The organism is Sporosarcina quadrami (genome assembly GCF_014836615.1).
Taxonomy (GTDB): domain Bacteria; phylum Bacillota; class Bacilli; order Bacillales_A; family Planococcaceae; genus Sporosarcina; species Sporosarcina quadrami.
Map to the genome: position 1 here is coordinate 95986 of NZ_JACSQN010000002.1, position 14027 is coordinate 110012.

At 40.6% G+C, this 14027-nt stretch carries 16 protein-coding genes; 14 read left to right on the forward strand and 2 right to left on the reverse strand.

All coding sequences use genetic code 11. The annotated features are described in order from the left end of the window. Nucleotides 1-3: 3 nt before the first annotated feature. Entirely contained in the window at nt 4-486 is a 483-nt protein-coding gene (gene coaD, locus H9649_RS02425) for a pantetheine-phosphate adenylyltransferase (RefSeq protein WP_191693065.1), read from the forward strand. Nucleotides 487-552: 66 nt separating this feature from the next. Here the strand turns inward: coaD and H9649_RS02430 are convergent, their stop codons facing one another. Beyond that, nucleotides 553-1443, reverse strand: a complete 891-nt coding sequence (locus H9649_RS02430) for a hypothetical protein (RefSeq protein ID WP_191693066.1) — start codon at nt 1441-1443, stop codon at nt 553-555. Nucleotides 1444-1643: 200 nt separating this feature from the next. Here H9649_RS02430 and H9649_RS02435 point away from each other — a divergent pair, with 200 nt between their 5' ends. Then, nucleotides 1644-2690 carry a SepM family pheromone-processing serine protease gene (locus H9649_RS02435; RefSeq protein ID WP_191693067.1) on the forward strand — a complete coding sequence of 349 codons (1047 nt, stop codon included), beginning with the start codon at nt 1644-1646 and terminating at the stop codon, nt 2688-2690. On the opposite strand, the gene H9649_RS02440 is transcribed toward H9649_RS02435, so the two are convergent. Next, a complete protein-coding gene (locus H9649_RS02440) occupies nt 2663-3883 on the reverse strand; it encodes a nucleotidyltransferase (protein WP_191693068.1) in 1221 nt (406 codons plus the stop codon). The two genes, H9649_RS02435 and H9649_RS02440, sit on opposite strands and share 28 nt — an antisense overlap. A gap of 127 nt (nt 3884-4010) precedes the next feature. Between H9649_RS02440 and H9649_RS02445 the strand changes: the two genes are divergently transcribed. From H9649_RS02445 to ftsL, 12 genes are all read left to right on the forward strand, one after another. Further along, nucleotides 4011-4544 carry a YceD family protein gene (locus H9649_RS02445; protein WP_191693069.1) on the forward strand — a complete coding sequence of 178 codons (534 nt, stop codon included), beginning with the start codon at nt 4011-4013 and terminating at the stop codon, nt 4542-4544. A 22-nt stretch (nt 4545-4566) separates the two neighbouring features. Beyond that, nucleotides 4567-4740: a 50S ribosomal protein L32 gene (rpmF, locus tag H9649_RS02450; protein ID WP_191693070.1), complete on the forward strand. Its 174-nt coding sequence runs from the start codon at nt 4567-4569 to the stop codon at nt 4738-4740. 118 nt (nt 4741-4858) lie between these two features. Then, the gene (locus tag H9649_RS02455) at nt 4859-5638 is read left to right on the forward strand and encodes an enoyl-CoA hydratase/isomerase family protein (RefSeq protein WP_191693071.1); all 780 of its coding nucleotides are present in this window, start codon (nt 4859-4861) and stop codon (nt 5636-5638) included. A 137-nt stretch (nt 5639-5775) separates the two neighbouring features. Continuing rightward, nucleotides 5776-7131 carry an acetyl-CoA carboxylase biotin carboxylase subunit gene (locus H9649_RS02460; RefSeq protein WP_191693072.1) on the forward strand — a complete coding sequence of 452 codons (1356 nt, stop codon included), beginning with the start codon at nt 5776-5778 and terminating at the stop codon, nt 7129-7131. Next, complete coding sequence (locus tag H9649_RS02465) at nt 7132-7347, forward strand: biotin/lipoyl-containing protein (protein WP_191693073.1); 216 nt, start codon at nt 7132-7134, stop codon at nt 7345-7347. Nucleotides 7348-7397: 50 nt separating this feature from the next. Then, a complete protein-coding gene (locus H9649_RS02470; protein ID WP_191693074.1) occupies nt 7398-8948 on the forward strand; it encodes an acyl-CoA carboxylase subunit beta in 1551 nt (516 codons plus the stop codon). 66 nt (nt 8949-9014) lie between these two features. Next, nucleotides 9015-9905 (forward strand): ketopantoate reductase family protein, encoded by an 891-nt coding sequence (locus tag H9649_RS02475; protein ID WP_191693075.1) that lies wholly within the window; start codon nt 9015-9017, stop codon nt 9903-9905. A 15-nt stretch (nt 9906-9920) separates the two neighbouring features. Then, the gene (locus tag H9649_RS02480; RefSeq protein WP_225229643.1) at nt 9921-10304 is read left to right on the forward strand and encodes a DUF3397 domain-containing protein; all 384 of its coding nucleotides are present in this window, start codon (nt 9921-9923) and stop codon (nt 10302-10304) included. Nucleotides 10305-10397: 93 nt separating this feature from the next. Beyond that, nucleotides 10398-12005, forward strand: a complete 1608-nt coding sequence (bshC, locus tag H9649_RS02485; RefSeq protein ID WP_191693077.1) for a bacillithiol biosynthesis cysteine-adding enzyme BshC — start codon at nt 10398-10400, stop codon at nt 12003-12005. A 197-nt stretch (nt 12006-12202) separates the two neighbouring features. After that, on the forward strand, nt 12203-12634 hold the full coding sequence (gene mraZ, locus H9649_RS02490) for a division/cell wall cluster transcriptional repressor MraZ (protein WP_191693078.1): 432 nt from the start codon (nt 12203-12205) through the stop codon (nt 12632-12634). Nucleotides 12635-12661: 27 nt separating this feature from the next. Then, on the forward strand, nt 12662-13594 hold the full coding sequence (gene rsmH / locus H9649_RS02495; RefSeq protein WP_191693079.1) for a 16S rRNA (cytosine(1402)-N(4))-methyltransferase RsmH: 933 nt from the start codon (nt 12662-12664) through the stop codon (nt 13592-13594). A 17-nt stretch (nt 13595-13611) separates the two neighbouring features. After that, nucleotides 13612-13992: a cell division protein FtsL gene (gene ftsL, locus H9649_RS02500; RefSeq protein ID WP_191693080.1), complete on the forward strand. Its 381-nt coding sequence runs from the start codon at nt 13612-13614 to the stop codon at nt 13990-13992. Nucleotides 13993-14027 lie beyond the last annotated feature (35 nt).

The following is a 14027-nucleotide window of genomic DNA, read 5'->3' on the forward strand; positions in this document are numbered from 1 at the left end:
TCAGTGAAAAAGATTGCAGTAGTTCCCGGCAGTTTCGATCCGATTACAAATGGTCACCTCGATATAATAGAACGAGCTTCTAGAGTGTTTCCTGAAGTGAGAGTCGCCGTAATGAACAATTCCTCTAAAAATTCGTTGTTCACTGTGGAAGAGCGTATGGATCTGATTCGTACAGTTACAAATAAATTCGCAAATGTTCAAGTGGAATCATCGACAGGTCTGCTAATAGATTACGCCCACAATGTCGGTGCATCAGTCATTGTGCGAGGATTGCGAGCCATTTCGGACTTTGAGTATGAAATGCAAATCACCTCAATGAATCGAATGCTAGACGAATCGATTGAAACGTTTTTTGTTATGACGAAAAATCAATATTCATTTCTTAGTTCCAGCATTGTAAAAGAAGTTGCAAGGTACGGAGGAGACATTTCCGCACTCGTGCCAGCTGAAGTTGAAAAAGCATTGGCAAACAAATACCGGAAATAGGTTGTTATTATATACATAAGCATTATGGTTATGACAGATACATGTCATAACCATTTTTCATTTTACCTACAGCAAAAAATATAAAATCGTAGGAACAGCTACAACGCTGAATGCACGACTCATTACATATGGAGTAATCGGTAAATTAACACTTTTACTAATGACGAATACTTGCATATGGATACTTAATCCATTCAATGAAATGATTGCAGCAATTATAAAAGGGAATACTGGATTTGTGAAAAAGTGATCAGTGGCAGATTGTACACCAGAAGTCATTTCAAAAATAGCGAGCAAAATCGTTTTAGTTATACCTAAGTCTACTGTGAATATTGTTGAGATGACAGAAGTCAAAACATTTCCAAGAGAAGAAAAGAAGATGACGGTCGTTGCGACAAGCATGATGACAGAAGAACTTGCTTTCACAGAATCCAGAAAGGGTGAATTGGTCGTTTTATTATCCATATGATTGTGCTTTGTTTCATCCGTCTTTTGTTCTTTCTTCAAAAGCAATAAAGTGAACAAAAAGAAGAGGAGATTTGCAATGTGAATTGAAGCGAGCAACTTCCATCCAGCAGAAACCTCTCCAAGAAGTTCCGTACCTACAAAGCCTAATATGAACATAGGTCCAGGAGCATGACAAGCTGCAAGTAGAAAGCCGCTTTCTCGTCTGGTCAGTTCTCCGTTTTTCAGCATTTCTGACACGGTTACGGCACCTACTGGAAAACCTCCAAAAGAACCTAATATATACGCTTTCATATAACGTTTCCAACTTCGTGTCGATTTTCTCGGTGAAGGTATTTTTAATAACCATTGCGTTAGAATAATATAAGGAAGCAAATAAGGTAAAAGCGCATGTACAAATAATTGTGCTCCAGCTTCAGCGCCATCATGAGCAACACCAGGTTGTAAAATGAATAGTACAATCAAAGCCCATATAATAATAATACTGATCATAGGTTTAATAGTTGCTCATAATTTTTGTAGATAGACAATCAAGCTCCTCCTTTGTATGTAAATTACTAATCAGCGCGTTGATTTTGCTTTATTATGGATTTTACAGGTGGTACACTTATTGATAGTGTGAAAAACGATTTACAAGCTTGTCACCATATATATGTAGTACGAGTACAGGCTATTAACGGAGGTGTGTTGGCATGAAAATGAAAAAGCTTGGTTTGTATATAGTTGCATTAGTTTTTATCGCATTTTTATTTGTTTATCCACTTGATGCGTATGTATCCAAACCCGGTGGTGCATATGATTTAGCACCTATAGTCGAAGTTGTAGGTGGAGATAAAAATAATTTGGGTTCGTTTAGTCTCATGACAATTTCGATCGGCAAAGCAACTCCGATATCGTATCTCATGTCAAACATTTCAAGTAAGATGAAAATTTTACCGATTAATAGAGTGCGACGTGAAGGCGAGGATGATAAAGAATATAATGTCCGTCAGAAGAAACTTATGTCTGACTCGCAATATAATGCAATTACTGTCGCCTTTGACAGAGTAGGTATTCCAGTCACTGTAGCGTATGATGGAATATTTGTTGCAAAGGTTGTTGAAGGCGGAGCTGCTGATGGAAAACTTCAGGCGGGTGATAAGATCCGCATTGTCGAAGGAAATACTTTAAAAAAACCTGGCGAGTTTGCAGAACTTATAGCAGGTATGAACAAAGGAGATCAGATTACAGTTACAGTGGACAGAAATTCGAAACAAGTAGATGTGGACTTGACATTAAGTGAAATTCCAAAATCTGAGGGTAAAATTGGTCTTGGCGTGCAGTTCCAAGAAGATAGGGAACTAACGACAGATCCTGAAGTGAAGATGAATACAGCAGACATCGGAGGGCCTTCAGCAGGGTTGATGTTCACGCTTGAGATTATGAATCAACTGCTCGATGAAGATTTAACAAAAGGTTATAATATTGCAGGCACCGGAGAGATGTTACCTGATGGTACTGTCGGCCGTATCGGTGGAGCTGACTTTAAAGTAATTGCAGCAGATCGTGAAGGTGTGGAAATATTTTTCGCTCCGGATGATGAGTTGCCAGAAAGTGTTCGTAAACTCAATCCCAGTATTCGGACAAATTATGAAGAGGCTGTAGAAATGGGCAAAAAAATAGGCACGAAAATGAAAATCGTGCCTGTTAAAACAGTAGATGATGCTTTAGCTTATTTAAAGGAATTGGAAGAGAAGTGATTTTCTATTATTGGTGCTAATGAATAGTCCTGACTTGTAGGAAGTCCGGTTCCTAATGCGTAAATATCAGAAGCATGGATATCCATTGCTAACGCTGGATCTAGAAGAGAGGCTGCTTTGCTAACTAATGGCAAACGCAGGCTTTTTTTCTTTTCGTTTAAATAAGCTCGTCCATTCACCGTCATGCCAAGCAAACGCAAGTAAGAGGGTGTTTGCATCATTGACCGCTTATTATACGTAAAACCTGTTAGAATGTGTGTGAGCATACGTTGTATACGTGTCCATGTATAACGTTTTGATTTTACAGCTTGCATGAATGGTTGAAAAGTTGAATGTTTCTTCGCTGCACGATAAATTAAGTTCTCAATGCCCTCCGTAATGTCAGCGATATGAGTTAAATGTTCAGGACCGTCACGTAAAATAATCAAACGTAAGTAAGGATAAAAAACTTCCCATTGACCAAAACGTAACCCGTCTTGTTGCCATTTAACGAGCAACTCACGAGTCATAGTAGGGACAAAATCGTTTGTTTGATCAAGACTCGATGAAGAAAAGTAAGAGTTCCTTATTCCTGTCGCACTTGCAATCTCCCCGAGTTCAAGTGTTTCTTTATGATAGTCTGCGCCTAGTCGTTGGATAGTGACAGGTTTCATAGTTGAACCGATGAATTTGGCAGCTTGCATGTAGTGGAAGCCTAGAATGTTATTTGGCTTAGATAGATCGGCGGCACCGTTGCCTGTTTCGTTAAGTGTCATATACGCTTTGTTCAATGCCATCGGGTAACTAAGGCCATCTTGGACAGCGAGTTTGACCTCATGCTCGTATGTATCCTTAGAATGGTCGATGAGCTCAAGGCTTTGTTTAAACATATTTAAATCCCCGTCTTCGCTTCCGAAGCAGTAGGTGGAACAGCCGGCTGCTTCCAATAAGCGGATTGCTCCTTCAGCGAATACCGGCGCATGACCGGTGGCGAAGCTGTAGGGCAATTCAAACACAATATCGATTCCTGCAGCTAAAGCCATCTTCGTTCGTGCCCATTTATCAACAAAAGCCGGTTCTCCTCTTTGCAAAAAGTTTCCACTCATTACGGCGACTACTAGTTGAGCGCCTGTCGCCTTTTTTGCTTGTTGCGCATGGTAGACATGACCGTTGTGCAAAGGATTATATTCGACTACAATGCCTGTCGCTTCCATTCTGCTCACTCCTTCGATATAATCTATTTGCATTATACTTTGATGCGTTTTAGGTGACAAGAAAATATCTTGACATCCCTTTTTATCCATTATATAATCAACAGTGTTGTCTTGAGGTGATATTGACGTGAAATGGTCCATTCATCAACTACAGAAATACAGGCAAGGTGCTATGCCGCTTGACGAAGCGGTCAACCTTGACTCCGTTAAAGAACGGAATCCGGAAATCCGGGATATCAAGCCTGTCCACGTAACGGGTAGCTGTGTAATCGGTTCGAAAAAATTGACTTGTCATTTTCATCTTGAAGGTGTGATGACGTTACCATGTTCCCGAACTTGGGAAGATGTGGAACTCCCATTTTCAATTGAAACGGACGAGCAATTCAGTTGGGACGAAACCACCCTTGCTTCAGATGATAACATTCACCCGGTCATCGGGGAAGTTGTTGATCCTACCCCAGTTTTCGAAGAATTAATTCTTCTTGAAGTGCCTTTACAGATTTTCAGCGAAAATGCAGATGAGATGAAAAGCGCAGAGGGGAAAGGTTGGTCGTATACGACTGATGAAGAATACGAGGCACTGCAACACGAAGAAAAAGAAAAGAAAGTTGACCCGAGATTAGCTGGGTTAGCCGGATTTTTTGATTCTGACAAGAAATAGGCGATTATAAGGAGGTGCCCAAATGGCAGTACCAAAAAGAAGAACTTCTAAAACAGCTAAAAGACTTCGTCGTACACATTACAAGTTACAAGTTCCAGGCATGACAACTTGTGATAATTGTGGCGAAATTAAATTGGCACACCGCATTTGCAAATCTTGCGGTCATTACAAAGGAAAAGACGTAGTAGGAGAATAATTCAGGTTCACCTACTCAAAAACCACCGCGAGGCCATGGCTCCGGTGGTTTTTCTATATCCAATTATAAATTCTAGTTCTTGATTTAGATCCGTAATTTCCAACTGGGAGGTATCATCTTGTCCTATAAAATTGAATTTAATGATAACATCGCTACATTCACAATTAATCGTCCTGCAATGAGAAATGCCATCAACACTGAAGTGATGGATGGATTAGCAAGTTTTTTAGCACAACTTGAAGAAAATGAAAAAATCGCTTTTGCTGTCATTACAGGAAGTGGCGACCGTGCATTTTGCTCTGGTGGTGATTTGACTGAATTTCATGGATACCATACGGCTGATGAGGCGTTTCCAATGTTAAGTAAAATGGCTGGCCTATTATATAGACTATCCACATTGCCTATGCCTGTTATAGCTCTTGTCAATGGAGCAGCAGTAGGGGGTGGCTGTGAAATCGCTTCAGCGTGTGATTACAGAGTCGTAATGTCTACAGCGAAGGCTGGATTCATCCAAGGTACTCTCGCCATTACAAGTGGATGGGGAGGCGCTACGCAACTGTTTGAGAAATTGAGTCGGCATGATCATACGTTAAAATTATTGTCAGAAGCTAAAATACATACTGCTCAGCAACTAAAAGAACTTGGATGGGCAACGGAAGTTATTGAAGGAGACGCTCAAGTGGGGCTTGATTGTTTTATAGATCGCATGAAATCTATTCATCCAAATGTTCATAGGTCATATAAAAGAGTAGCCACTGCAAATTGGGTGAATAACAATGTTCGTGAACGAATGGTTGAAGAAGCGAGGCAATGTTCTTTGCTATGGGAAAGTGAAGCGCACCACCAAGCTGTAGCTGAATTTCTGAATAAAAAAACAAGAAATTCCTATAAAAGATAGCGATATGTAGGTTTTTGAAACCGATCACATTACCCAATAAATTCAATGAAATTCGACAAATAGTTGAAAACGGTTTCATTCATCGTATAAACTGTATAAGTGGAGAAATTCAATTCAAGCAACTTGGGGGTAACTATATGAAAAAAATCCTTATCGCGAATCGTGGGGAAATCGCGCTTAGAATTATACGAACGTGTAAAAAAATGAACGTTCAAACTGTTGCGGTCTACTCAGAAGCTGATGAACAAATGCCATTTGTCAAAGCGGCGGATGCATCATTTCTGCTAGGGCCAGGTCCTGTTCAGCAATCCTATTTAAAGGCAGATGACATCATTGACATCGCACTGCGCGAAAATGTCGATGCTATCCATCCTGGGTACGGTTTATTGTCCGAAAATGCATCATTTGCTCGCAAAATTGAAGATGCAGGTCTACTATTCATTGGACCTGATGCGGACACGATTGAATTGATGGGTGATAAAATTGCTTCGCGTTTGAAAATGAAAGATGCAGGTGTTCCTGTAGTACCTGGAACAGATGAAGGTATCGCAACTCTTGAAGAAGCGATTGAAGCGGCAGTAGGAATTGGCTATCCAATTATGCTGAAAGCGAGTGCGGGCGGTGGAGGCATCGGTATGATTCGGTGTGAAAATGAGCAAGCGCTCAGTCAACATTACCAATCCGTCAAAACAAGAGCAAAAGCGTATTTCGGCAGTGACGTTGTTTTCTTGGAAAAATTCATAGAGCAAGCGCGTCATGTAGAGGTCCAAGTTTTTGGAGATACAAAAGGGAATGTAGTCCATCTCTTTGAACGGAATTGCTCTGTACAGAGAAGGAATCAGAAAGTGATTGAAGAATCACCTTCTCCTTGCTTATCGAAAGATGTGAAAGATCGTTTGCACGCTGCTGCAGTAGCAGCGGCGAAAGCAGTTAATTACCGTAATGCGGGTACAGTGGAGTTCATTTTAGGTGACAATGATGAATTCTATTTCCTTGAGATGAACACCCGTCTGCAAGTGGAACATCCGGTCACGGAAGAAGTGACAGGATTCGATCTCGTGCAGTGGCAAATCGATGTTGCGCGTGGGTCTGAATTGCCGATTATAGAGCAGTCGGAGATCCGTTCAACTGGTCACGCTATCGAATATCGCATTTATGCGGAAGATCCGAAGACATTCATGCCTTCACCCGGCAAGATTGCCAAGTTGTATTTTGAGGAAATAGACGGAGTGCGTGTTGACAGAGGATATGACGAGGGTGGGAGTGTAACGCCGTTTTATGATCCGATGATTGCGAAAGTGATTGTTCACGGTGCTCATCGTCAAGAAGTAATAGAAAAGTCGAAGGGATTTTTTGAAGCGTTTAAAATTGACGGGTTAAAAACGAATATACCACTCTTTCAAAAATTCATAGGTTCATCTGAATTTATTGATGGAGATTATAATACGGGTGTATTGCCAAAATGGCTGGAAAAACAAAAGGAGGAAATGTAAATGACACAATTAAAAGCAGCAATGGCTGGAACAGTATTCACGGTAAATGTAACTGAAGGTGAAGAAGTGCAGGCAGGACAAGTCGTTATCGTTTTGGAATCTATGAAAATGGAAATCCCGGTAGAAACGGATGTTGCGGGTAAAGTTGCTTCCATAAATGTGCAAGTTGGAGATTTTGTAAATGAAGATGACGTCCTTGCGGTAATCGAAGCGTAAACCAGATTCAATAGCAAATCACTGTATAGTTGAACGGAAGGGGTATGACGATGACGAAACAAACTGAACTGACAGGTTACAATGAAAAGCTTGCGGCTAGAATTGAAGAAGTGATGGCTGGGGGTCAGCCTAAGTATCATGAAAAGTTAAAAGAACAGAATAAGTTGTTTGTTCGGGAACGTCTCGGTCTATTATTCGATGATGGTGAGTATTTGGAAGATGGGCGTTTTGCAAACTGTGAAGCGAGCGATTTGCCGGCAGATGGTGTTGTGACTGCTATGGGGAAAGTGAATGGCCAAACTGTCTGTGTAATGGCGAATGATTCGACTGTAAAAGCAGGTTCTTGGGGATCGAGAACAGTCGAAAAAATCATTCGGATTCAGGAAATTGCTGAAAAAAATAAAGTTCCGATGTTATATTTAGTCGATTCAGCAGGTGCTCGAATTACAGACCAGCTTGATATGTTCCCAAATCGCAGGGGTGCGGGTAAAATATTCCACAATCAGGTGAGGTTGTCGGGATTCATCCCTCAAATCTGTCTGTTGTTCGGGCCGTCTGCAGCAGGTGGTGCATACATTCCTGCATTCTGTGATATTGTCATCATGGTTGAAGGTAATGCGTCAATGTATTTGGGATCACCGCGAATGGCTGAAAAAGTGATCGGTGAAAAAGTGACGCTTGAAGAAATGGGCGGAGCGAAGATGCACTGTTCGGTGAGCGGCTGTGGAGATGTGCTCGTTGCAAACGAAGAAGAAGCAATTAGAGAAGCGCGTCGGTACTTAGAATTCTTCCCCGCAAACTTCACTGAAAAACCTGGAATAAAGGAGTCGGTTGAAGCGAAAGCTGGTCGCACTCTGGAAGAAATCATTCCTGAAAATCAGAATGCACCATTCGATATGTATGAGGCAATTGACGCACTTGTGGATGAAGGAAGTTTCTTTGACGTGAAGAAACTATTCGCACCTGAACTTATTACGGGTCTTGCCCGTATTGAAGGACGGCCAGTTGGAATCGTTGCAAATCAGCCAAAAGTGAAAGGTGGAGTGCTTTTCATCGATTCAGCTGACAAGGCGGCTAAATTCATTAATCTATGTGATGCGTTCTCTATTCCGTTACTATTCTTGGCGGATGTGCCAGGCTTCATGATTGGTACGAAAGTGGAACGCGATGGAATAATCCGACACGGTGCGAAACTGATCATGGCGATGAGCTCGGCAACAGTTCCGAAAATTTCTGTAGTCGTGCGCAAAGCGTATGGTGCGGGTTTATATGCAATGGCGGGTCCTGCATTTGAACCTGACGTCTGCATCGCTTTACCGACGGCGCAAATCGCTGTAATGGGACCTGAAGCGGCTGTTAATGCGGTCTATTCGAATAAAATCGAAGCGATTGAAGATCCGAAAGAGAAAATTGCTTTCGTTCAGGAGAAACATAAAGAATATAAAGAGGAAATCGATATTTATAAGATGGCATCAGAATTGATAATCGATGAAATTATCGCTCCTTCTGATTTGCGAAAAGTACTTGCAAGTAGATTTATAATGTATTCAACAAAAGATTTACCGATGCCACCTAAAAAACATTCCGTTTATCCTGTATAATTGAATAAATGATTATGAAGGGCGCCTTATGAATGAGGGCGCCCTTTTGAGAAGGAGGAAACGGCGATGGAAGTAGTGATCGCAGGAGCTGGTTCTATCGGTCTGTTAATTGGTTCATATCTTGCTGAAAGCGGTTGGAAAGTTACATATTTCGTAAGAAGGCCAGAACAGGCAGAGCTTATACGACAACAAGGCATACGAAGAATCAATGGACATGACTCAACGATTATCGGTGAAATAGGCGCTGAAACAGATATACGAAATTTGTCTAAGGAAGTTCTGTGGATTATTGCTGTAAAATCAGGAGGTGTCACTTCGCTTGTCCAGACTTTAATAGATGAAGACATGGAAAGTCCGATTCTTTTTGTGCAAAATGGCTTTTCGCATTTTGAAATGGTGAGCGATACTACTTTGCCGGTTCTGTTTTTTGCAACTATAGAGCATGGAGCAACGAGGATCGATGATAGGACGGTTTCCCATAATGGCATTGGAATGATGAAAATCGCTCCATATCGTGGAAATGCTGGAGCGCTTGTCTTGATGAAACAAAGTGCGTCGAGTTCGTTTCCTATTGAAGTTGTAAAAGATGCAAAAAGTATTCTTTTTCGTAAAGTATTAATAAATTGCATGATTAATCCATTGACAGCCATTCTTCAAATACGGAATGGAGAATTGTTGGAAAATACGTATGCAAAAAAACTATTTTATGAATTATACGAAGAAATAATGAATGTTTTCCCAGAGATGAGAAGCGATTTACCGATATCTGCTGTCGAAGAAGTCTGCTTTAAGACGCGTAACAACGAATCCTCTATGTTGAAAGACCGTCTACTTGGTAAGCCAATGGAAATTGACACGATTGTCACTGCATTACTCCGGATGGCTGATGAACGAGGGAAAAACATGCCGTTAATGAAGATATTGGAAAACGTGCTTCGCGCTATGAATAGGAGTTGATTTGTAATTGTGAAAATGCTCATATCATTTATTGTTGGTGTAATTGTTTTGTTCCCTTTTCTTACAATGATTTCGTTTTTAATCATCATGCGAAAGCGAGGTAAGTCGCCAGCGAGTATGATGCGGAAATCTGCTGATTGGACAACGCCATTTTTATTCATATCTGTGTACATAATCTCATTAACGATTTTCGGGGAAGGGTCAGGGTTTGCCATAAGTGGAGTGTCCATTTTGACTGCACTCTATTTTGCAACAAAAGAACGGATGAAAGAAAAGGAATTTCAGATTGTCCGATTTCTACATAAGACGTGGAGAGCTTGTTTTTTGCTACTGTCATTTTCGTATATTCTATTACTTGTAGTAGGGATATCATTAAAAATAATGGAATACTTAAAATGATTCGCCGTTACAACTAATGGAGAGCGTATATTTTTCATTACAGTGAACGTGGATGATATACTCTTTTCAAACCAGTAAAAAGGGGCATTCATGATGGAGATTGAAACAATAGTATTACAAAACGAAAATAAAGTGCTGCAAGCTTACAATCATAATGAACAATTCATACATACTTTTTTTGACTACAAAAATGAAGACGGTTCATATGCGGAAAGAATGAATGAATTATCGGGAAGAGAGTATATGAGGAGTGAACTTGCTTCTGTCATTCAGTCATACATGGCTCCGTTCGGTATTTCGTCTGAAGCGTCAATACATATTGAAGAATTGGCACAAGACGGCATCGTAGTAATTGGTGGTCAGCAAGCTGGAATAATGACAGGTCCTCTCTATTCCGTGCATAAGGCAATAACGGTCCTTCTGTTAGCTGAACAGAAAAGGATACAGTTAAATGTCCCGGTTGTACCGGTCTTTTGGATAGCTGGAGAAGACCATGATCTGAATGAAATCAATCATGTCTATACTAAAACGGCAGGTAAAGTGACGAAGCGACAGTATGATGAAAAATTCGTTTTTAAGTTAATGGCTTCTGATGCTACTTATTCACAAGAAAAAATGATCAGTTTCATTGAAGATGTTTTCCGGCAGTTTGGAGAAGCTGACTACACTAAATCATTAAAAGAAAGTGTTCTTGAAGCAGTCAAGTCCGAGAAGACATTTACGAGGTTCTTTGTAAAATTAATGAATGGACTGTTTAAAGAGAAAGGGTTATTATTTATCGATTCTGCCTATCGACCTTTACGTGAACTTGAGACTAAGCATTTCAAGAAATTAATTAGCGAAGCTGAAAGGCTTTCGGAACTAATCGTCCGTCGAGAAGATGTGTTCGAGGCTGCTGGATACGACCGACCCATTCAAGCTCAACTTGACGCAGCTAATCTCTTTTATGTACATGAAACAGGTCGTGTTTTGCTGTCTAAAAAAGAAGGTTACTTTGTAAATGAAACTACAGGAATTCAGTTTACTGAAGTGGAGATGCTAGCGATGGCGGATGAACAACCATGGCTACTCAGTAATAATGTGGCAACACGTCCGATAATACAAGATTTGGTTTTCCCTGTTCTAGCTTTTGTTGGCGGTGGCGGTGAAATCGCCTATTGGGCATTACTAAAAGATGCATTCCACCATTTAGGTATAAAAATGCCAATTATCGTTCCTCGGATTTCAATGACTTTTATAACACCTAAATCTAAACAATTGTTGAACGAACTATCATTGTCAGTTGAAGATGTTTTAGCTGGAAAAGTTCAGCAAGATCGTGAGGAATTACTGGCATCATTCCATAATGAGATTTTTGACCGTGTGCTAACAGAAACCGAGCACCGTTTAGAAAAGAGCTATGACGAATTAGCAAGCGTAGCAAGTAAAGGCATGAAACAAATACTTGAGAAGAACTATAGATTGCATAAAAAACAGTTCGATTACTTAAAGAGAAAAGCGGAAGAGGAATTACTGATTCAACATGATGTAGTTCTAAGCAAATACGATTCGCTTGAAAATGAAATATTGCCAGTAGGCACTTTACAAGAGAGAATTTTTACCCCTTACTTCTTTATGAACAGTTATGGTGCATCGTTAGTCGATGATTTGCTTATGCAAGCAATGGAAATGGATGGTACCCATAAAATCGTTTATTTATAAAACATACTTAACTTCTTCCAGTCGTTCATCGACTGGAAGTTTTTTTATGCTTTGGTGTGAAGGTTTGGCGTCTTCCAATTTTGTGCAATATCTCAATGAAACAAGTACTATTGACACATTTTAAAAGTAAAATAGAATATGAGTGGAGGAATGTGGGGGGATGTGGTACATTAAATTCATATAGTGGGGTGAAGAGTATGTTCATGGGCGAATATCAGCACACTGTCGATACAAAAGGCCGTCTAATTGTCCCTTCGAAATTCAGGGAATATTTGATGGATGGTTTCGTGTTGACTCGTGGATTGGATAATTGCCTATTCGGATACCCTATGGAGGAATGGAAACGGTTAGAGGAGAAATTGAAAGCGTTGCCTGTAACTAAAAAAGATGCACGTGCCTTCGCAAGATTCTTCTTCTCCGGTGCAACCGAAGTGGATATTGATAAGCAGGGCCGAGTGAATATTCCAACCTCATTACTCGATTATGCGAAAGTTGAAAAGGACTGTGTCGTCATTGGTGTTTCCAGCCGTATTGAAATTTGGGCCAAAGATGCATGGGATAGTTATTATGATGAATCTGAGCAGTCATTCAATGAAATAGCAGAAAACATTATTGACTTTGACTTTTAATGACAACTACTGAAAGAGGCGGTTTCGATGTTTGATCACACAACAGTATTACTGCAGGAAGCCGTCGATGGGCTTAACATTAAACCGGATGGCATTTATGTAGATTGCACACTTGGTGGAGCTGGCCATAGTCTTGAGATTGCTAAAAAGTTGTCAACATCAGGTCGCTTGCTATGTTTTGACCAGGATATGACGGCAATCGATGCGGCGAAGGAAAAGCTTGCCGAACATTTAGAGAAAGTTACTTTTATCCATTCGAATTTTAGAAATCTGAAAAGCGAGCTAGGCAAGATTGGCATTACTTCAGTCGATGGCATTCTATATGATCTTGGTGTTTCCTCGCCACAATTGGATACACCAGAAAGAGGATTTAGCTATAACCATGATGCAGTTCTTGATATGCGCATGAACACAGATGCGCCACTGACAGCTTTTGAAGTAGTGAACGAATGGCGATATGAAGATCTCGTCCGTATATTCTTCAGATATGGCGAAGAAAAGTTCTCAAAAGGTGTTGCAAGAAAAATTGAAGAGGCAAGAAAGAATTCACCGATTCGCACGACTTCCGAGCTTGCAGAACTAATAAAAGAAGGAATTCCTGCTGCTGCGCGAAGAACTGGCGGACATCCAGCAAAAAGAGTTTTTCAGGCAATTCGCATTGCGGTGAACGATGAGCTCGGTGCAGCTGAAGATTCGTTGACAGATGCTTTGATGGTGTTAAATACAGGTGGACGTATAGCAGTCATCACATTCCATTCACTTGAAGATCGATTATGTAAAACAATATTCAAGGAAGCGTCATCGCTACCAGAGCTTCCGCCGAATTTGCCGGTCATACCAGATGGAATGGATCCGGATTTTAAGCTAGTTACGAGAAAACCTATTATTCCAAGTGAAGAAGAAATTGCTGGCAATAAAAGATCCCGTTCTGCAAAGTTGAGGATCATAGAGAAAAAATAAAAAGGGGGAATTGTTAGATGGCATTGGAACAGAGAATTTTCCAAACGAATACGGTACATGAAATTGAGCAGCCGCGAGCACCGGAAAGACGTGAAAACCAAGAGCCGGTTAGACGTTCCAGAAAGTTTTTCTCAGCAGGTGAGAAATTCTTGTTCATGCTTTTTGCGGGAGCACTCGTTATTTTTTCAACAATGATTTTGCACACTCAAGCACAAGTCAACGAAACGAACTTGGAAGTTCAGAAATTGAATCGAGAAATTACCGAGACAACCAAACAGAATACTGAATTGTCCATCCAAGTGAGCGAGAAATCTACATACGAAGTAATTTGGAATAAAGCGAAGGAGCTCGGCTTGAATCTTAACGAGAAGAACGTAAAGGTTGTGCCTGGACGATGAAAAAGAAGTTTCGATTTCAATGGGGAGCCTTTCTG